This window comes from Mycobacterium sp. 852002-50816_SCH5313054-b (assembly GCF_001667185.1).
Lineage (GTDB): Bacteria > Actinomycetota > Actinomycetes > Mycobacteriales > Mycobacteriaceae > Mycobacterium.
The window spans coordinates 1-19,602 of the sequence record NZ_LZIC01000118.1 but is presented as its reverse complement, the minus strand read 5'-3'; the positions used below and the strand labels follow the sequence as shown (position 1 = coordinate 19,602).

Genomic DNA, 19,602 nt, shown 5'->3' with positions numbered 1-19,602 from the left:
TTGGGTCCGAGAGCAACTCGGCAATAAGAGCTAGGACGCCGGCTGCAACGCGCTGCCCTTGCGCCACTGGTCCCAGCTCAGCGTCCAGTCGCCGTTCTGGGCCAGCGTCAGTGGCGGCCCGCCGCTGTTGCGGATCTCGACCACGTCGCCGGGCACCGAAAAATCGTAGAACCACTTGGCGTTGTCGGCGTTGAGGTTCAGGCAGCCGTGCGAGGTGTCCTGATGGCCCTGGGCCCACACCGTCGCGTCGAGCTCGTGCAGGTAGATGCCGTCGGTGCTGATCTTGGTGGCCCAGCTGATGGTCTCGCGGTAGCCGAGGCGCGAATTCTTGGGCAGTCCGAACGTCGAGGAGTCCATCACGACCGGGTTGCCCTTGTCGAGCACGGTGTAGATTCCCGGCGGGGTCCACAACGAGATGGTGTGCCCGGCGACGTCTTCGGTGCCGCCCATCCCCATCGACGTGGGCATCGTCCTGACCAGGGCACCGTTGTTGAACACGCTGACCTGGTGGGTGGCGTCATCGGCGATGGATACGTGCGCATCGCCGATCCGGAACGACACCCGCGTGTCGTCCTGCCCGAACAAGCCGTCGCCCAAGGCGATTCCGTAGATCTTGGCCTCGGCGGTGACGGTGGTTCCCGGGGCGTAGTAGCGCTCGGGACGCCAGTGCGCGTTTTGCCCGTCGACCCAGAACCACGAGCCCGGCACCGGCGGGTTGGTCGTCACCTTGAGCTGCCGCTCGGCGGCTGCCCGGTCGCCGATCTGCTCGTCGAAGTGCGCGACGACCACGGTTCCGACCCCGTAGGTGCCGCCGTCGTGCAGCGCGGCCTCGGCCGTCGTGGTGAACGAAACCTTGGTCTGGTTGGACGGCCGCAGCGTCGAGAACGACGAAACCTGGGTGGCCGCAACGCCGTTGGTGCCCTGCCCGGTGGCGGTCAGCGTGTAGGTGCGGCCGTACCCCAGCGGGACCGTAGGCTTCCAGACGGTGTTATCCGGGGTCATCACGCCCTCGACCGATTTGCCGCTTTCGTTGACCATGCGCACGTCGGTCAGCGTCCCCACTTCGGCTTTCACCATGACCGGCGCGAGCGGGTCGACGTCGTGTGCGCCCGTGCCCGGCGTGATCGTTATTTGCGCGGCGGCAGGCGCTTTCGATGCGACACCGTGGCGCGAGCACGATGCCACCAGGGTCGGGCCGGCCACGCAGAGGACGACAAGCAATGCCAACAGGAACCAGCGAGGCCAAGCAGCCCAACCCCGGTGCGCATCGCTTGCGGGCATGATCATCAAATAGCCCGGCGCGTGCGCAATGAAACGTCGGCCGGGGATCATGGCGTCATGGCCGACGACGAACTCGACAGTCTGTACTGCGCGGCACCCGACGCCTTCTCGGCGCTGCGCACCACATTGGCCGCCGAGGCGAAGCGCCGCGGCGACGCGGCGGCCGCCAAACGGATCTCGGCGGCGCGCAAGCCGACGACGGCGGCGTGGATCGCCAACCGGCTCGCGCTCGAGCGTAAGGACACCAAGAAGCGCCTGTCCGACCTCGGCGACCGCCTGCGGGCCGCTCATGCCGAGATGGACGGCGAACGCATCCGCGACCTGTCGGCCGAGCAACACAAACTGATCGACGAACTCACCCGGGCCGCGCTGGAAGCCGCCGACGTGAAGCGGCCGTCGGCATCGGTGCGCGAGGACCTGACCGGCACGCTGCAAGCCGCGGTCGCCGACCCCGACGTCACCCGGCGGCTGGGCCGGCTGACCAAGCCCGAGCGCTGGTCCGGTTTCGGCTTCGGCGACGCAGCGCCCGTATCGACACCCGCGAAGCGCCCCGGCACGGCCGCGCAGCGGCGCCTGGACAAGCTGAAGGCGGCCGTCACCGAGGCCGAGCGGGCCAAGGCCGAAGCCGGCGACGCCCTGTCGCGGCGGATAGCCGAACGCGACGAAGCGCGCACGGCCCTGCGCGACGCCCAGCGCCGACTCGAGAGGGTCGAAGCCGCGTACGACAAGGCGGAGCGGGCCGACCGTGCCGCCACCGAATCGGTCAAAGAGGCGAAAGCGCAGCTCAACCGGGCGTGACCGCCGCTGTGCGGGTAACGGCCAGGTTTTCCTGGGTGTTCCGGGGGTATCAGCCCAGGCGTGACTTCTTTATGGTTGGCCGACCGAGCCGAACAGCCTTGGGCTGCAAGCCAGCTTGACGACGGTCCCCGTTCCGCCGACGTCATCGTCGTCGGCGCCGGGATCACCGGGCTGATGACCGCCGTCCTGCTGGCCCGCGCCGGCATGGACACGTTGGTCCTGGAGGCGCGCACGGTTGGTGCCTGCGCCACCGGCAACACCACCGCCAAGATCAGCTTGCTGCAGGGCACCCAGCTGTCGAAGCTCCTGCCCAGGCACGGCAGGGACGTCGCGCGGGCCTACGTCGACGGCAACCGGGAGGGCCAGGACTGGGTGCTGCAGCACTGCGAGTCGCACGGCATCGCGGTGCAGCGCGAGGACGCCTACACCTATGCCCAGTCCGCTAAGGGGGTCTTCTCCGCGCGCGCAGAGCTCAAGGCCTGCGAGACGGTCGGGCTGCCAGCCCTGTGGGACGACGACGCGGACGTGCCGTTTCCGTACCACGGCGGCGTGCGGCTGCCCGACCAGGCGCAGTTCGACCCGATGCCGTTCCTGGACTCCCTGGCCGCCGAGCTCCTCGATCGCGGGGGACGGCTGGTCGAGCACGCCCGGGTCCGGCGGGTCTCGTGGCGCGGCAAGGGGGTGCGCGTGCACGTCAACGACGCCGCGCAGCGCGATGTCGAACTCGAGGCGGGCCAGCTGGTGCTCGCCACCGGAATCCCGATCCTGGATCGCGGCGGCTATTTCGCGCGGGTGAAGCCGAGCCGGTCCTACTGCCTGGCCTTCAAGGTCCCCGGCAACATCACCCGGCCGATGATGATCTCCACCGACTCGCCGACGCGTTCGGTGCGTTATGCGCCCGTCGCCGACGGGGAGCGGCTGATCGTAGGAGGGGCCGGCCACACAGTGGGTCGCAAGAAGAGCCCGTCGCAATCCCTGGCGGAACTGTCGAGCTGGGCGCGCAAGCACTACCCGGGCGCCGTGCAGACCCACTTCTGGTCGGCGCAGGACTACACGCCCATCGACCACCTGCCGTACGTCGGACCCATCCTGCCGAACACCGAAACCATCTTCGTCGCAACGGGTTTCAACAAGTGGGGCATGACGAACGGCCCCGCCGCCGCGCTGGCGCTGTCGAGCCGCATCCTGGGCGGCCGGATGGACTGGTCCGGTGCGTTCGCCAGCTGGAGCCCCCACGAGCTGTCGGGTCTGCTGACGGCCCTGCAGGCCAACCTCGAGGTCGGGTTCGACTTGGCGAAGGGCTGGATCACGCCGGCAATCCGCGCCGGCCGTCGCAGCCCGGTCAACGGCGAGGGCGGCGTGGTGAGCGGGCCCCCGTGGCATCTGGAGGCCCGCTGCCGCGTAGACGGCACCGAGCACCGCGTTTCGCCGGTCTGCCCGCACCTGGGCGGGATCGTGAACTGGAACGACGCCGACAACGCGTGGGAATGCCCGCTGCACGGGTCGCGCTTCGCACCGGACGGCACCCTGCTGGAGGGCCCGGCCACCCGGGACCTGACGGCCTAGAGTTCTGCGCCGAACGTGCACTCACTGCGAAAAAATCGCCGCATCCTCGCCGTGAATGCACGTTCGGCGCAACGGGATTCAGCCCGACTTCTGGTAGACCAGCCAGCGCAACTCGATCGGCGACTCATCCCGCGGGACATCGAACACGTCGAGCCCGCTGGCCCAGCCCTCGAACCATCCCGTCGGGGGCCAGGCGCCTTCGGGCAGGTGGGCCTTCTCGTACTCATAGGCCGAATCGTCGGCGATGAGCTCCAGGGGCAGCTCCGCCGCGGCGCCGGTCACCTCGTCCCGGGTGAAGATCATGGTGTTGCACTGCTGCCCGAGTTCGCGCGCGGTGCTGTCGGGGGTGTAGCCCGGTCGCGCCAAGAAGACGTTGAACACCAGTCGTCCGCCGGGGGCCAGGCAGTCGGCGGCGAGTTCGAACAGGCCCCGCAATTCGTGGGTCGTCCGGAAGTCGGGCACCACCTCCGAGAGCACCATCAGCTGATACTCGTCGTGGACACCCTCCACCGCCGTGAACACGTCGCTTTGGATGACGCGCACCCCGAGCGATTCGCGTTCCACCTCCGCGCGCATGACGTCGGCGAACTTCGGCGCCATCTCGACCGCGTCGACGGGGTGCCCGAGCCGGGCCAGCGGCAGCGCGTTACGGCCGGTTCCTGCGCCGACGTCGAGCACCCGAAACGTCGCGGGATCGGCCGCCTCGCCCGCCAGCGCCACCACGCGCGCGTCGGCTTCGGTGCCGAACAGCGGCGGCGGCCGGGTGGCGACCCAGTTGTCGTAGTCGGCCTCGACCGTCCGCCATTCGGCTTTGACTTGGTAATTCAGGCCGGTGCCGAAGGGAAGCTGAAACGAGATCGCGATATCGGAGCGTTGCGAGGCCTTGAACGCCTTGGCCAGCTCGCCTTCCAGCACCTTCCGGAGCTGGATGGATTGTTCCGGCGTGTAGGGAACGCCCAGGGTGGCGCACAGGTTGGCACACATCTGGACGTAGTCCTCGAGCATGCCCGGCACGGCCGGCACCGTGATCTGGCCCTCGGCCAACGATCGGCGATACAGCCGGCTGACCATCGCGTCGCGCAACGTCGACCGATCGAACGATTTGGGAGGCTCGTCCACCAGACTCTTCTACACGACCGGGTCCGTGGTCGCACGGTGGCCACCTCGGTCATCGAGCCTTAACCCGCCCGTTCGGCGAGGTATTGGCAATGTTGGGGTACTGGACATGTACTACTGAGGGACGTGCGATCGTTTGCTGGCTCGGTTCTGGCTCTGCCGCCCAGTACGCGACACCGAAAGCGCCAACGCCTGGCGGTTTTGAACCGATCGGAGGGACGACATGGACTACGCTGCGCTGCCGCCGGAGGTCAACTCCGCGCGCATGTACGCCGGTCCCGGATCGGGTCCGATGCTGGCCGCGGCGTCGGCTTGGGACGGTTTGGCCGCCGCCCTGCAATCGGCCGCGAGCTCGTACCAATCGGAGCTCGCGGCATTGATCGCCGGCCCCTGGCTCGGCCCGTCGGCGGGGTTGATGGCCGCCGCGGCCACGCCGCACATCGCGTGGACGAGGGTCTCCGCCACGCAGGCCGAGCAGGCCGCCAACCAGGCCGCGGCCGCGGCCGCCGCCTACGAGACCGCGTTCGCGGAAACGGTGCCGCCGCCGGTGATCGCGGCCAACCGCAGCCTGCTGCTGGCCCTGGTCGCGACGAACATCTTCGGCCAGAACACCCCGGCGATCGCGACCACCGAGGCGCAGTACGCCGAGATGTGGGCCCAGGACGCCGCCGCCATGTACGGCTACGCCGCCGCGTCCGCGCTGGCGACGGCGCTGACGCCGTTCTCGCCGCCGCCGCGGAGCACCAACGAAGGTGGGCCCTCCGCCCAGGCCGCGGCGGTGGCGCAGGCCACGGGCACGTCCGCGGGCAACGTGCAGGGCGCGTTGTCCAGCGCCCCGCAGGCGATATCCGGGGTGCCCGCCGCCCTGACCAGCCTTGCGGCCGCACCCGCCCAGTTCGGGCCCCTCGACCTCCTTGCGGTGCTTGCGAACCTGAGTGGGGTTTTCATCGACCCCGAATTGAGCGCGGCGAGCCTCGGGGTCGACACGGGGGTGGCGCTGCCGGCCCTTCCGTTCGACGTTGCCGGTGCCCTGACCGGTTTTCACACCGACGACATCGTCAGTGGCTGGGCAGGGGTCCAGGCGTGGCCGGGGAACGCGCCGGTGCCACCCTCGCCGTTCCCGGTGATCACGAACCTGGCCGGCGGCTCGGCGGTATCGGCGGGCCTGGCCGAGGCGAAAACGATTGGGGCGCTCTCGGTTCCGCCGGCGTGGACCTACGAGACCACGATGATCCGGCCCCTGGCCGTCGCGTTGCCGGCGGCCACCGCGGCCGCCGCCGATGCCTCAGCCGGGAGCGCGGGAAGCCTGTTCAGCCAGATGGCGTTGGCCGGCATGGCCGGGCGCGCAATGGCAGGCACCGGCGGCGCCGGCGGCGGCCCCGGACGGCGGGAGCGGATCGGGATGCCCACGACGAGCGGGAAGACCGATGCGAAGGAGGCGCCACCCGAGGCCGGCGGCCCGGTCACCAGCATCGCCGCGGAGCTGCGTGAGCTGGCGTCCCTGCGCGACGCGGGCGTGCTCACCGAAGAGGAATTCACCGAGCAGAAAAAGCGCCTGCTGGCCCACTGAGCCCCTAGCAAATTGTCGATCAGGGCAATAGTTGTCATTTGACGGCATATAACGCCGGGCGTATTCGGCAGCTTCGCATTCCGGCCACCCGGTTGACCGAATATGAGACCCAGCTGTGCGATTTTCCGCCAAGTGCGCGTGCCGGAGGTGCTACCGTTTGCACGCAATTCAAATCTGCACTGCCCTCCGCGAGTGATCATGTTCGGTTACCGGATCGAAGCCGCGGCGCGCGCCGCACTGGCGGCGGCTTGCGTCGCCGCCGCGTGTGTTCTCGCAGGGGGTAGCCCGGCGGCGAGGGCCGCCGGCGGCATGTACGGCGACCCGCAGGCGGCCGCCAAGTACTGGCAGGAACAGTCGCTCGAGGACAACTGCGGCCTGATGGCCGCGGCCGACGTCGTCGGGGAGGTCACCGGCGCGCCGCCGACGGAGCGCCAGATGGTCAAGCTGGCCCAGAACACACCGTCGGGGACCAATGCCGGCCCCATTTACGCCCCCCGCGGCGACCCGAGCCACACCAACGGCAACGGCGGCATCGAGATGGCGGACGAGGTGGTGCTCCTCAAGCACTTCGGCGTCAAGTCGACCATGTTCTGGGACAAGCAACCCGACGACCGGACGGGACTGCCGGCCTTGGAGCAATACCTCAGCAACAACCGCAAGATCATCGCCTATGTGAACTACGCGTTCATCTGGAGCACCAGCGACCAGCGTAAAGACGCAGACCACTTCGTCGTCGTCACCGGGATCGACACCAACAAGGAGATGGTTCACCTCAACGACCCCGCCGCAGGGTATGCCGACACGCAGGTCCCCATCTCAGCCTTCACGAATGCGTGGCGCGCGGGCGAGGACTCGGTGGTCGTCACCTCCTAATCGGCCCCTCACAAGTTTCGATATTTTTAATATTCGATTAGCGTGAACGCTCATATACTGACGGCACACAGACGCCGACCGGAAAAGAAGGGGCACGAAATGTTTGCACCTCGCTGGCTCACCAAACTCACTATCCCCGTAATGGTTGGCGTTGCCCTGACCGCAAGCACCGCGATCGCATCGGCCGACGGCACGGACGACGCCTACTTGGCGAAACTGAAGAACCTGGGATTCAGTTGGCCATCGTCGAGTGACACCGACATGATCGCGATGGGGCACGCGGTCTGCGCCGACCGGATGGCCGGCAAGACCCCGGATGCGATCGCCTCCGACTTGCACTCCAGCATGAGCTCGAAGGGCTTCTCGTTCGCGGACATGACCGGCTGGGTCAGCGCCGCGGAATCGACCTACTGCCCGGGCTAGTCGCCTCCCGGCCCTACAAGCGGCCGTCCTGACCGCATACTGTTTCCCCTGACGATGGATGCACGGTCTCTCGCGGGGGAAGGGTTGTGGAGGAACAACTGCGGGTAGCGAGTTTGCGCCGGTACCCGGTGAAATCGATGCTCGGCGAGAGCGTGGACAGCCTGTTCGTCGACGAGGGCGGCGCCGAGGGCGACCGGCGGCTGGCCCTGATCGACACCGAGACCGGGCACGTGGCCAGCGCCAAACACGCACGACTTTGGCGCGGGCTGCTCAAGTGCACCGCCAACGCCGACACCGGACGGGTGAGCATCCGGCTCCCCGACGGGACGAACCTCGCGTCCGACGACCCCGGCGTCGACGACACGCTGTCGCGGCTGCTGGGACGGACGGTCCGGCTGGTCAGGCAGCGACCGGCCGGCGCGACGCTGGAACGCCCGGACCCGGAGAAATTGCTGGAGCTCGGGTTGGACGCAGCCGACGCCGAGGCCGGGGGCCGAATCCTCGAGATCGCTCAGGCGACGCCGGGCGACTCGTTCACCGACGAGGCCCCGCTGCACGCGATTTCCACCGCCACCCTCGACCACATCGGCGTCGAGGCGCTGCGCTACCGGCCGAACCTGGTGATCGCGACGCCACCGGGCTACCCGCCGTACGGCGAAAGCGACTGGATCGGAAGGGAACTCGTGTTGGGGGAGGCGCGACTGCGCGCCCTGACGTCCACGTCACGCTGCGTGGTGCCCACGCTGGAGCACGGCCCGCTGCCCCGGGCCCCGCAGGCGCTTCGCACGCCCGCGGCCGAGAATCGTTGGAACACAGGCGGTCACGGACCGCAGCCGTGCGCGGGCGCGTACCTCGAGGTGCTGTCGGCGGGCGTCATCCGCGTCGGCGACCCCGTCACCCTTGGGCCGTAGCCACTTTCAGTCGGTTACCGCGGCGAAGTCCACCCACAGGTGCCGCGGCCCGCGGAACACCTGGTTGTGCCGGTACGGTGGCGGGTCGACGACCAGCTTCGGAGACTCGACACGGCGCAGGAAAGTCTCCAGCGCCAGGTTGACCTCGAGGCGCGCCAATGGGCCGCCCATGCAGGTGTGAATGCCGCTGCCCCAACCGAAATGCTCGTTGTCCTCGCGCAGCGGGTCGAAGCGATCCGGGTTGTCGAACCGCCGGGGATCCCGGTTCGCCGCCGCGTAGACGAGATGCACAGCCGACCCGGCCGGGATCAGAGTCCCGCCGATGTCGATGTCGGCGGTGGCGCTGCGGCTGGGGAAGAACTGCACCGCCGACTGCAGCCGTTGGACCTCCTCGATGGCGCGCGGGATCAGCTCCGGGCGCTGCCGCAGCAGATCCCAGGAGCCGGGGTTGCGCAGCAGCGTCATCACGCAATTGGTGATGGTGTTCACGGTCGAGTCGTGGCCGGCGACCAACAGCAGCATGGCGTTGGACGTCGTCTCCTGCACCGACATCGGGCCGTCCGGCCCGTCGTCGTGCAGCAGTGTGGACAGCAGGCCGTCACCGGGTGTTTGCGCGTACTTGCGCACCAGGGCGCCCAGGTAGTCCTGCAATGCGGCGGTGCTGGCGCGGCCCTTGTCGGCCAGGGCCCGGCCCTCGTCGGTCGCGCCCTCCGGGCCGAGGTCGCTGCCCATCATGAAGTCGAAGATCCAGCCGTGGAACATCGGCTCGTCTTCGACCGGCACGCCGAGAATCTGGCAGATGACCGCGACGGGTATCGGGTAGGCGAAGTCCTCCACCACATCCAGGCGAGCCTTGCCGCGGGCCTTCGCCCGGTCCAGCGTCTCGTTGGCGAGTCGCACGACGAACGGCTCCATGCCCGGGATCACGTCGGGGGAGTGCGGCGGACCGAAATGGCGCATCACCTGGCGGCGGGCCCGGTCGTGGTCGGGTGGGTCGGAAACGATGATGCTGGGGGAGCGGCCGTAGGCCTCCATGTGTTCGCTTCCGGCAGCGGGCTTTTCGCCGGCCAGGCCCGCCGGGCTGCGGCGGGTGTCGGAGCTGATCCGCGGGTCGTGGGCCAACGCGAGCAACTCGGGATACCCGGTGACGACGTACGTGTTGGCCGAGACCTTGGCCACCGGCGTTTCGCGCAGCTCCCGGAAGAAGGGGTACGGGTTCGGGCGGTTCTCGAACTTCATCGCCTCGGCCCAGGCGGTTTCGGCGTCCATCATCGGCTCCTGGGCCGGAATTCCGCACCGCGCGAGGTGGGGTCGTGTCCGGTCAGCACCACGTCGGGGATGGCGGTCGGTTCGCGGGGATCGGGGAACCGGGCCGGCATCGACTCGAAGATGACGGGGCGGTCGTAGCCCGGGGGAGGTGGCGGGAACGGCGCGGAGCGCTCGATCAGCGACGCGTAGTACGGCAGCCACTTGCCGTGGTTGAACGTTACCGCCCCGACGATGCGGCCGCGGTACCCGTAGGCCGCCGCGAACCGGCGTTGCGCGGGCGAGCCCTGCGTGAACACGATCTCGTCACCGAACGAGCACACCCCGACGCTCTTGATGTTGACCCCGAACTGGCCGGACCAGAACGACGGCAGCGGCAGGTGCGGCCGCCGCCCCATCTCCAGGCTGATCATGTTGTTGGCCGCCACCTCCGCTCCGAAAACGGCGTTGTCCCAATGCTCTTGGGACATGAACTCGTATTCGTAGAGGACGTGCGGGGCGCGGGCCACGTCGCCGGCGACGAAGATGTTGTCGGTCACCACACCGTTGATGTCGAACGCGCGGCACCCGGCGTCGCACGCCACCCCCCAGAACCCGCTCGCCAGCTGCGCGCCGTCGAGCCATTCGACGTTGCGGATCGAGCCCAGGCAGGCCACCACCACGTCGACGTCGAGCACGGTGCCGTCGGAGAGCCGGGCCCGCCGGACGTGGCCGTCGTCGTCGCCGTCGAGGCCCTCCACGGCCACGCCGGTCCGCAGGTCCACCCCGGCGTCGATCTGCATCTGGGCGGCGATGTCGCCGATCACGCCGCCGAGCGCGCCGGTCAACGGCGCCTTGCCGCGCTCGGCCACGGTCACCGGAAGGTCGAGATCGCGGCAGACCGAGGCGATTTCGGAGCCGACGAACCCCGACCCGACGATGAGCACGCGGCGCGGTCGCTCCCGCAGAGCGGCGGCCAGCCGCGCGGCGTCGTCGCGCGTGCGCACCGTGAACAGCCCCTGCAAGGCGGCCTCGTGCGCGTTGAACCACGGGCGCGCCCTGGTCCCGGTGGCGATCAGCAGGCGGTCGTAATCCACCTTCTCCCCGTCGGCGAGCAGCACCTGGCGGTTGGATCGGTCCAGGCCCACCGCCGCCACGCCCAGCCGCCAGTCGGCGTCCACCGGACGCAGGCGGGGGAGCTTCGTGTGATCGGCGGGCACCCAGCCCTTGAGGACCTGCTTGGACAGCGGCGGCCGGTCGTAGGGTTCGTGCGGCTCGTCGCCGATGATCGTGAGCGGACCACGAAAGCCCCTCTCCCGCAAGGCTTCCGCGGCCCGCAGCCCGGCCAGCGACGCGCCCACGATGACGATGCGGCCCTCGGACTTGAACGCATCGACGAGCCGGGCGACGAGCGAAGCGGCCGTCATCGGGTGTCCCGGTCGGCCGGCGGATCGAGCTCCAGGATGATGGCTTGCACGGGACAGGACGCCGCCGCGCGCAGCACGCGCTGGCGCTGGGAGTCGTCGGGATTGGGGTCGTAGGCCAGAGCCTCCTCGCCGACCATCCGGAGCACTTCGGGCGCGAGCGGCACGCATTGGGCGTAGCCCTGGCACTTGTTGAGATCGACCACCAACCGCATATCGCGAGCCTTCCGCCCGTGGGCTACCTGACCCCTCGCGCGCAGATTACGCGGCCGGGACGGGCCGCGACAGCCATCGCCGGAATTCGCCCGGCGGGCCGGTGTCCTGAGGCCCCAGAGATCTCAGCCCACCCCAACGATTTTCATCACGAGCAGCACCCCGACCGCGGCGAACGCCACGACGAAGACGCATACCCCGATGATCGTCAGCACGGCGCTCGGCGTCATCCGCCCCGTTGCGGGGGCTTGGTGTTCGGCCACACCGGAGGTCTGCGGGGCCGCCGGCGGGGTGGTTCCCGGCGCGACGCCCCCGCCCGGCTCGAGGCCGGGGGTCTGCGTGGGATCGGGGTCGGGAGGTTGCGCGGTCATGGGTGCTGTGGCGATACCCGCCCAAGGACCAGCCAAACCGAGCGCGCCGAGATCTACCCGGTGGCGGCGGTGCGCGCCGCGCTCAGCGCCACTTGATGCCGCACCCGATCGACGGCCGCTGATCGGGGTCGACCGGCTGCCCGGCGAGCACGGCGTCGACGGCCGCGCGGACGTCGGCCGCCGTCACCGGCTTGTCGTTGCCCGGGCGGGAGTCGTCGAGCTGGCCGCGGTAGACGAGCCGGCGCTGTCCGTCGAAGACGAACGTGTCGGGCGTGCAGGCGGCGGAGAAGGCGCGGGCGACATCCTGGGTCTCGTCGTAGAGGTACGGGAACGTCCAGCCGTGACCGCGCGCCTCGGCGACCATCTGTTCGGGCCCGTCCTGCGGGTAGGTGACGACGTCGTTGCTGGAGATGCCGGCCATCGCGACCCCCTTGTCCGCGAGGTCGCGGCCCAGCGCGGCGAGGCCGGCGGCGACGTGCTTGACGTACGGGCAGTGGTTGCAGATGAACGTGACGACGAGCGCCGGGCCCGTGAGGTCGTCGAGGCTGACCGTGGCCCCGGTGGCCGGGTCGGGCAGCGAGAACGGCGGCGCGGGGGTGCCGAGCGCGAGCATGGTGGACTCGATGGCCATACCGGCCAGACTAGCCCGGCGCTACAGCTTGGAGCCCAGCCCCGCAACCAGATTGATCGTGACGGCCAGGACCACCGCGCCGAGGAGGTAGGACAGCAGCGCCTGGCGCAACACCGTCGCCCTGATCGAGCTCAGCCCGATCTCGGTGTCCGACACCTGATAGGTCATGCCGACGGTGAAGGCCACGTAGGCGAAGTCCCGGAACCGGGGCGGCTCGGGGTCGTGAAAGTTGATCCCGCCCGGTTCGTCGACGTAGTAGAGCCGCGCGTAGTGCACGGTGAACAGCGTGTGCACCGCGAACCAGGACGCCGCGACGGCCGCGATTCCGAGCAGGGCCGCCGCGACGGCCACGGCGCCCGAGCGCGAACCCGCCGCCACGACGTAGGCGACGCCGAGCAGGCTCGCGACGCTCGCGGACACGACGACGGTGTCGGCGACCCAGCGGGTGGGGTCCTCGCGGGTCACGTAGGCACGGGTTTGCTCGGCGTCCATGCCGCCGATGAGCAGCCGCGTCCACACCACGTAGACGCCGGCGGTGACGACCCACCCGAGCAACGCGAACCGCCAGCCGATCGTGTTGCCGACCGTGACGGCGACGGCGACGCCGACCACCACGGCTATCAGGATCCGGACCGCGACCGTGTCGCGGGACAACGCAACGAGGGATTTCACGGATTTCACACTTCCGACCTAAGCATCATCGGAAGCGTGCCCGGACGAAACTAGCCGTTCTGGTCCCGTGGCGGCGCCTGCCCGAGCTTGTTGACCGCAAACGTCGCGGCCTGGTTGACCATTCCGTTGTCGATGTAGGACATGTGGGACATGATGTTGCCGCCCGGGGAGCAGATCGGGTCGTCGGGGGCGCACAGGCTGATGGTCCTGCCGACCAGCGCCGGGCTGATCGTGGGCAGCGGCTGGCCGCCCCACAGCATGCTGGAGAACCCGCTGGTGGGCTCGCCGAACAGCGCGACGGCGGCGACGCGGTCGGCCGCCGGGCCGGGCAGCGTCTGGCTGGCGAGGTCGATCACCGTCGAGCCCTGCGAGTACCCGCCGAGCACCATCTTCGTGTTGGGGCAGCTGGCGGCGACGTCCTGGATGTGCGCGCTCGCGTCGTTGGAGCCGGCCGTCGCGCTGTTGTGGTAGTCGTCATTGGCCGGGTAGTTGACGGCATAGGCGCTGATGGACCGGCCGCCGAGCTGCGCGGTGAGCGAGTCGACGAACGCTTGCCCGACGTTGGCAAGGCCGGGTTCCTGATGGGTGCCGCGCGCAAACACCACCGCGACGTCGGTGCAGGGGTCGGCGGACGCGGCCGGGGCGGCGAAAGGCGCGCTGAGCGCCGCCCACGCGGTCACGGAGGAAACACCCACGATGCGGGCAAGGCTGCGTGAATTCATTTCCAAATGCTGACACACCGTCGGCGGCGGCGACGCATGCGGGCCGACCGCTCACCGCCGCGCGGCGTGCAAACGTTTGGTGAATACCGAGAATTTCGGGCCGGAGTTTCCTAGAGTCGGCATACCGGCGCGTGGCGTGAGCTGCCCGTCCCCGGTACGAAACGTGGTCGTGGGGCAGAGGGGAAGGACACCGGGGGATGAGTTTCCTGACGTCGCCGCCAGAGATCATCTCGGCATTACTCCATGCGGGCGCCGGCCCTGAGCCGATGCTCGCCGCGTCCGCGGCGTGGGACGGGCTGGCCACCGAATTGGCTTCGGCGGCGCAGTCGTTCTCCTCGATCACCACCGGTCTGGCCGGTGACGCCTGGCAGGGCGCCGCGTCGACGGCGATGGTGTCCACCGCGGGGCAGTACACGGGGGTGCTGAGCGCGGCGGCGGCGCAGGCGCAAACGGCCGCCCTCCAAGCCCAGGTGGTGGCCGGCGAGTTCGAATCCGCCCTGGCCGCCACCGTGCACCCCGCGTTGGTTTCCGCCAACCGCAGTCAGCTGATTCAGCTGGTGTTCTCGAACCTTTTCGGGCAGAACGCACCCGCGATCGCCGCGGCGGAGGCGCAGTACGAGGAGATGTGGGCCCAGGACGTGTCCGCGATGGTGGGCTACCACGGCGGGGTTTCGGCCGCCGCCGCCCAGCTGTCGTCCTGGTCGTCGGCCATCCAGGGCCTGCCGGGCCAGGCGACCGCCGCGATCGCCGGCAGCCCCGCGGCCGCTGCGCTGAGCCCGGCCACCCCGGCGGCCGCCAACCCCATCGTCGACCTGCTCGGGGGCGTCGAGAACGAGGCGACCAACGTCGTCGCCCAGGTCGAGCACTACGCCGTCAACATCATCAACGCGCCCACCGACCTGTTGTTCGGCTTCCCCCTGATCGGCGGCGGGGGGTCGGCCCCGCTCGGCGGCACGATCACCGGCGGAAACGCAACCGCCCCTCTGACGGTCTTCGGCGGCACCGAGCCGCTGGTGAACGCCACCGTGGGCACCGGGTCGGGCATGCCGCTGCTGGTCGACACCGGATCCACGGGCCTGGTCGTCCCCTTTACCAAGGTCGGGGGCCTGTTGGGATTGCTCCAACTCGGCATACCGCACGGAGCGGGTATCGGCGGTTACAGCGGGGGATTGGACTACCTGTACCTCACGTACAACGCGCCGGTCAATTTCGGCGGCGGAATTATGACCGCGCCGACCCCCGTCAACGTCGAACTCTTCGCCTGGCCGGTGTCCATCTCGTCCGCGATGAACAGCGGCCTGACGTTCCAGTCCTTCTTCGCGACCGACGGAGCGTCGGGCGTCCTCGGTGTCGGCCCGAACGCAGGCGGCCCCGGCCCGAGCATTCCGCTGCAGGCTTTGCCGTCGCCCTACAACTCCGGCCTGCTGATCAACCAAACTGCGACGAACCCTTACCTGCAGTTCGGTGGCCACAACACTGTCAGCACCCCGGTGCTGACGACGCTCAACGGGTCACCCATCACCAACCTGCAGGTGCAGATTGGTGCCGGGCCGCTGCAACCAAACGTCGCCTCGATCGTCGACTCCGGCGGTGTGCAAGGGACCCTGCCGGCGAGCATCGGCGCGGTACCCGGGGACCTAATAAATGTCTACGACAGCAACGGTACGCACCTGCTGTATTCCTACGTTTTGGACGGGACGGGTTCAAACGGTTATTCCCCCACGCCGATCTCGAGCGGGTTGATGAATACCGGGAACCTGATTTTCGCGGAGCACCCGGTGTACGTCGATTTCGGCAACAACACCTCGACCATTTTCCAGTGACCTGAGGCGTCCGCGCCGATTACGCCCGAATTCCGTTGCGGAAGGGCGCATTTTCACGTCGGCGCCCCGGTCTTTTCCTAAAGTTTGCCGTACCGGTCTAGGCCGTTCTCGAATCCGACCGGGCGCGGAGGGGAAGGACATCGGGGATGAGCTTTTTGGTCTTACCGCCGGAGATCAATTCGATGCTCATGTACGCGGGCGCGGGCTCGGCACCGATGCTGGCCGCCGCGACGGCGTGGGACGGACTGGCCGCCGAGTTGGGCGCAGCGGCGCAGTCGTTTTCGTCGATCACCTCCGGCCTGGCCGGCGAGGCCTGGCGGGGGACCGCCTCGACGGCGATGCTGTCGACCGCCGCGCGATACACGGGCGTCCTGAGTGCGGCTGCGACGCAAGCGCAATCGGCCGCCGCGCAAGCCCAGACGATCGCGAGCGCGTTCGAATCCGCCGTCGTCGCCACCGTGCATCCCGCGTTGGTGAGCGCCAACCGCAACGAGCTGGTGCAGCTCGTCGTCTCAAACCTGTTCGGGCAGAACGCACCCGCGATCGCCGCCGCCGAATCCGACTACGAGCAGATGTGGGCCAGGGACGTGGTCGCGATGGTCGACTACCACGGCGGTGTTGCGGCGGCGGCGGCGCAACTGTCCTCGTGGTCGGCCGCGGTGCAGGGCCTGCCGGCCCAGGCATCCGGCGCGACGAGCGCGAATCCCGTTGGCACCGTAATGAGTTCACTGAACTCCGCGGCCAGCGGCCCGGGGCTCGGCACCCTCGAGCACTACGCCATCGCCGCGATCAACGGGCCCACCGAGTTTCTGTTCGGGCGTCCGCTGATCAGCGCCGGGCCGGCGGTGGGCCTCGGCGGCGCCGTGAACGGCGGGACGGCGACCGCCCCGCTGACCCTCTACGGCGGCGCGGAGCCGTTGGTGAACGCGTCCGTCGGCGGCGGGGCACCCGTGCCGTTGCTGGTCGATACCGGGTCCACCGGTCTGGTGATCCCATTCCAGAACGCCGGGGGATTACTGGGCACACTCCAGCTCGGTTTGCCCACCGGTTTCGGCATTGGCGGCTACAGCGGCGGAATCAACTATCTGTACGCGACGTATAACGCGCCGGTGAATTTCGGCGGCGGACTCGTCACCTCGCGCACGCCCGTCGACATCGAACTCTTCGCATGGCCGGCATCCATTTCGGCGGCAATGAACCACGGCCTGACGTTCCAGTCCTACTTTGCCCCAGACGGTGCGAGCGGCGTTTTGGGTGTCGGCCCCAACGCCGGGGGTCCGGGCCCGAGCATCGCCACCCAGGCGTTGCCGGCGCCCTACAACTCGGGCCTGCTGATCAACGAAACCGGGCAGCACCCTTACCTGCAGTTCGGCCCGCCGCCGACGAACCTGAACCCCATCGCCACCTTCGCCGGATCTCCGATCGCCACCCTGGAGATCGGCACCGGCCCGCTCGGCGCGATCTTCCCGCAGTACTCGGTGAACGCGGTCATCGATTCCGGCGGTGTGTCAGGGACCATCCCGACCGGCCTCAATGCGGTGCCGGGCGAGCTCATCAGCGTCTTTGCCCCCAACGGGGCGCTGCTGTACTCCTACATCTACGACGGGACGTACTTCCCGACGCCGTCGCCGTACATCATGAACACCGGGGCCCTGCCCTTCCTGGCACATCCGGTCTACGTCTCCTACAGCCCCAGTGGCGTCGGGACGACGACCTTCTACCAGTGACCGGTCGCTCGTCGCGCGGCGTTTTGCCGCACTAAGACCCGGGGTACCTGCAGGGTCATGGGGTGGGTGGCGCTGCACGCGGTGGCGATCGTGTCCGCGTTGCTCGCAGCGTTCTGGGCCGCGCTGGGCATCGTGATTCGGCAGCGAGTGGCCCAAGGCGTTCCCGCCGGCGGAGCCGTGTCGACCGCCGTGACGACGACCGTGGTACGCGATCCGTTGTGGTGGGCGGGCACGCTGGCCGCCGTCGCCGGTTACGTCTTTCAGGCGCTGGCGCTGGCTCATGGGTCCCTGCTGTTGGTCCAACCGCTGCTGGTGTCCTCGCTGCTGTTCGCCTTGCCGATGAGCGCCAGACTCAGCCACCAGCGCATCAGGCGGGCCGACTGGGGCTGGGCGGCGGTGCTGACCGCCGCGCTGGCGGTGTTCGTGCTCGTCGGACAGCCCCGCGAGGGCCACAACCGGCCTCCCGTACCGGCGTGGACGCTCGCGCTGGTGATGACCGTGCCGCTGGTGGCTGCGTGCGTGGTTGCGGCACGCCGCACCGCTGGACGCGCGCGTGCGATGCTGCTGGCGGTCCCGGTCGCGGTCCTGCTGGGCATGGTCGCCGTGCTGACCAAGATCTGCACGCACCGTTTTGCCCTAGGCGGCTGGCACGGGCTCATGACCGTCCCGGCGCCTTATGTGCTGGTCGCGTCGGCGGTCGCGCTAACGGTGTTGCAGCAGTCGGCATTTCATGCCGGCGCGCTGCAGGCGTCGGTGCCGATCATGCTGGTGGGTGAGCCGGTCGTCGCCGTAGCGCTCGGGGTGGTGGTGCTCGGTGAGCACGTGGCGGTGCGCGGCGCGGCGGCCCCAGTGCTCGCGGTCGCGGTGCTCGCGATGGTGGCGTCCGCCACCGCGCTGGGCCGCGATGAGGCTCCCGACGCGAACGCGGCGACGCGGCGGCCATCCCCGTCGTCGCGGGTGCCCCCGATGGCCGCCGCCGGTGTCGCTACCGTTGACGTACCCCGACTCGGATCGGACCGAGGTGAACGTTATGAGCCGTAACCGTGCAGGCGCCCTTGTCCTGGGAGCGATCGTGCTCGCGCTCGCCGGCGTCACCCAGCCAGGTGCGGCGTTGGCCGCCCCGACCACCGTGTTGCCCGCTGCGCCCAGGATGCCCGAGGGCGCGCAGCCCCAGCTGGCATCCGACCCCGCGCAGGTGGCCGACGACCTGGTTGCCGACGAGCACGCGCTGCGCGACCCGTCGACCTCCGAGCCGGCGCTGACGGCGGCGGCCAAGCGCCAGCAGGCGGCGTATCGCGCCATCGGGCGGCATCCCGAATGGGACGCGACCGCGCGACCGCGAATCCCGGCGTCGCTGCTCGACGTCTACGACCGCAACGTCGACGCCCGCCGGCAGCTGACCGCGATGACGCCCGTGCGGGACACGCTGCCCGCGTGGCGCATCGAGCCGCCGGCCCCGGCCGACGAGCTGCTGGGCTACTACCACCAGGCGGAGGCGGCCTCCGGGGTCGGCTGGAACTACCTGGCCGCCATCAACCTCATCGAGACCCGCCTGGGCAGCATCGTCGGCGTCAGCACCGCCGGCGCGCACGGACCCATGCAGTTCTTGCCCGCGACCTTCGCCGGCTACGGGCAGGGCGGCGACATCGACTCACCCCGCGACAGCATCATGGCGGCCGGGCGTTACCTGGCCGCCAACGGCTTTGCGAACGACCGCGATCACGCTATTTACCAGTACAACCACGCGAACGAATACGTCCGCGCGGTCGACCAATACGCGGCGCTGCTGGCCGCCGATCCGTCGACCTTCGGCGCGTATTACCGGTGGGACGTCTACTGCCGCACGACCGCGGGCGACGTGTTGCTGCCGATCGGCTACGCGGCGACGTCGCCGATTTCCGCGGCGGACTACGTGGCGAGCCACCCGCAGTAACCCCTCGCTCTGGCGGCCGAAAATTGTCGGACCCCGCTGTGATGATGGGGCTATGTCTTCGACCGCATCCTCTCCCGTGGCGCTAAGCCCGAAAGAGCGGCTGGAGGTGTTGTTCGAGGAGTTGGCGGAGCTGGCCGGGCAGCGCAACGCGATCGACGGGCGCTTGGTGGAGATCGCCGCGGAGTTGGATCGCGATGAGTTGTGGGGGATGACGGGGGTGCGGTCGCTGGCGGGGTTGGTTGGCTGGAAGCTGGGCTTGTCCTCGGCCACCGCGCATACGATCTCGACGGTGGCGCGCCGGGT

The 19,602-nt window shown here is 69.4% G+C and carries 20 protein-coding genes; 11 read left to right on the top strand and 9 right to left on the bottom strand.

Annotated features, from left to right (window positions below; genetic code table 11):
• Positions 1-30 precede the first annotated feature (30 nt).
• Complete coding sequence (locus A5787_RS21335) at positions 31-1,281, bottom strand: Ig-like domain-containing protein (RefSeq protein WP_066970826.1); 1,251 nt, start codon at positions 1,279-1,281, stop codon at positions 31-33.
• Between the two features lie 57 nt (positions 1,282-1,338).
• Here A5787_RS21335 and A5787_RS21330 point away from each other — a divergent pair, with 57 nt between their 5' ends.
• Together A5787_RS21330 and A5787_RS21325 are read left to right on the top strand one after the other, a co-directional pair.
• A complete protein-coding gene (locus A5787_RS21330) occupies positions 1,339-2,079 on the top strand; it encodes a hypothetical protein (protein WP_066970716.1) in 741 nt (246 codons plus the stop codon).
• 60 nt (positions 2,080-2,139) lie between these two features.
• Positions 2,140-3,645, top strand: coding sequence for an FAD-dependent oxidoreductase (locus tag A5787_RS21325; protein WP_066970714.1), 1,506 nt, complete (start codon positions 2,140-2,142; stop codon positions 3,643-3,645).
• 78 nt (positions 3,646-3,723) lie between these two features.
• Here A5787_RS21325 and A5787_RS21320 read toward each other — a convergent pair whose 3' ends face one another.
• Complete coding sequence (locus A5787_RS21320) at positions 3,724-4,764, bottom strand: bifunctional 2-polyprenyl-6-hydroxyphenol methylase/3-demethylubiquinol 3-O-methyltransferase UbiG (RefSeq protein WP_066970712.1); 1,041 nt, start codon at positions 4,762-4,764, stop codon at positions 3,724-3,726.
• Between the two features lie 220 nt (positions 4,765-4,984).
• Between A5787_RS21320 and A5787_RS21315 the strand changes: the two genes are divergently transcribed.
• The 4 genes from A5787_RS21315 to A5787_RS21300 all read left to right on the top strand — a co-directional run bounded on the left by A5787_RS21315 (position 4,985) and on the right by A5787_RS21300 (position 8,538).
• Positions 4,985-6,331: a PPE domain-containing protein gene (locus A5787_RS21315; RefSeq protein ID WP_066970710.1), complete on the top strand. Its 1,347-nt coding sequence runs from the start codon at positions 4,985-4,987 to the stop codon at positions 6,329-6,331.
• A 198-nt stretch (positions 6,332-6,529) separates the two neighbouring features.
• The gene (locus tag A5787_RS21310; protein ID WP_066970824.1) at positions 6,530-7,204 is read left to right on the top strand and encodes a C39 family peptidase; all 675 of its coding nucleotides are present in this window, start codon (positions 6,530-6,532) and stop codon (positions 7,202-7,204) included.
• A gap of 141 nt (positions 7,205-7,345) precedes the next feature.
• The gene (locus A5787_RS21305; protein ID WP_231994101.1) at positions 7,346-7,627 is read left to right on the top strand and encodes a DUF732 domain-containing protein; all 282 of its coding nucleotides are present in this window, start codon (positions 7,346-7,348) and stop codon (positions 7,625-7,627) included.
• An 86-nt stretch (positions 7,628-7,713) separates the two neighbouring features.
• The gene (locus tag A5787_RS21300; RefSeq protein WP_066970707.1) at positions 7,714-8,538 is read left to right on the top strand and encodes an MOSC domain-containing protein; all 825 of its coding nucleotides are present in this window, start codon (positions 7,714-7,716) and stop codon (positions 8,536-8,538) included.
• Between the two features lie 6 nt (positions 8,539-8,544).
• Here the strand turns inward: A5787_RS21300 and A5787_RS21295 are convergent, their stop codons facing one another.
• From A5787_RS21295 to A5787_RS21265, 7 genes are all read right to left on the bottom strand, one after another.
• Positions 8,545-9,807: a cytochrome P450 gene (locus A5787_RS21295; protein WP_066970705.1), complete on the bottom strand. Its 1,263-nt coding sequence runs from the start codon at positions 9,805-9,807 to the stop codon at positions 8,545-8,547.
• Positions 9,807-11,210, bottom strand: coding sequence for an NAD(P)/FAD-dependent oxidoreductase (locus tag A5787_RS21290; protein WP_066970703.1), 1,404 nt, complete (start codon positions 11,208-11,210; stop codon positions 9,807-9,809). The genes A5787_RS21295 and A5787_RS21290 overlap by 1 nt, the downstream gene beginning before the upstream one ends.
• Positions 11,207-11,422 (bottom strand): ferredoxin, encoded by a 216-nt coding sequence (locus A5787_RS21285; RefSeq protein WP_066970701.1) that lies wholly within the window; start codon positions 11,420-11,422, stop codon positions 11,207-11,209. Before A5787_RS21285 ends, A5787_RS21290 begins: the two co-directional genes overlap by 4 nt.
• 123 nt (positions 11,423-11,545) lie before the next feature.
• Positions 11,546-11,791, bottom strand: a complete 246-nt coding sequence (locus A5787_RS21280; protein WP_066970699.1) for a DUF6480 family protein — start codon at positions 11,789-11,791, stop codon at positions 11,546-11,548.
• A gap of 82 nt (positions 11,792-11,873) precedes the next feature.
• Positions 11,874-12,422, bottom strand: coding sequence for a thioredoxin family protein (locus A5787_RS21275; RefSeq protein ID WP_066970697.1), 549 nt, complete (start codon positions 12,420-12,422; stop codon positions 11,874-11,876).
• A 21-nt stretch (positions 12,423-12,443) separates the two neighbouring features.
• Positions 12,444-13,094 (bottom strand): DUF1345 domain-containing protein, encoded by a 651-nt coding sequence (locus A5787_RS21270; RefSeq protein WP_066970822.1) that lies wholly within the window; start codon positions 13,092-13,094, stop codon positions 12,444-12,446.
• Positions 13,095-13,144: 50 nt separating this feature from the next.
• Positions 13,145-13,816: a cutinase family protein gene (locus tag A5787_RS21265; RefSeq protein WP_066970695.1), complete on the bottom strand. Its 672-nt coding sequence runs from the start codon at positions 13,814-13,816 to the stop codon at positions 13,145-13,147.
• A gap of 197 nt (positions 13,817-14,013) precedes the next feature.
• On the opposite strand from A5787_RS21265, the gene A5787_RS21260 reads away from it, so the two are divergent.
• From A5787_RS21260 to A5787_RS21240, 5 genes are all read left to right on the top strand, one after another.
• Positions 14,014-15,639, top strand: coding sequence for a PecA family PE domain-processing aspartic protease (locus tag A5787_RS21260; protein WP_082977360.1), 1,626 nt, complete (start codon positions 14,014-14,016; stop codon positions 15,637-15,639).
• A 146-nt stretch (positions 15,640-15,785) separates the two neighbouring features.
• On the top strand, positions 15,786-17,366 hold the full coding sequence (locus A5787_RS21255; protein WP_066970691.1) for a PecA family PE domain-processing aspartic protease: 1,581 nt from the start codon (positions 15,786-15,788) through the stop codon (positions 17,364-17,366).
• Between the two features lie 57 nt (positions 17,367-17,423).
• Positions 17,424-18,407, top strand: coding sequence for a DMT family transporter (locus A5787_RS21250; RefSeq protein WP_066970688.1), 984 nt, complete (start codon positions 17,424-17,426; stop codon positions 18,405-18,407).
• On the top strand, positions 18,397-19,299 hold the full coding sequence (locus A5787_RS21245; protein ID WP_066970686.1) for a lytic transglycosylase domain-containing protein: 903 nt from the start codon (positions 18,397-18,399) through the stop codon (positions 19,297-19,299). Before A5787_RS21250 ends, A5787_RS21245 begins: the two co-directional genes overlap by 11 nt.
• 52 nt (positions 19,300-19,351) lie before the next feature.
• Positions 19,352-19,602 (top strand): DUF222 domain-containing protein (locus tag A5787_RS21240; protein ID WP_156764063.1); only part of this gene is annotated, 251 nt, incomplete at its 3' end.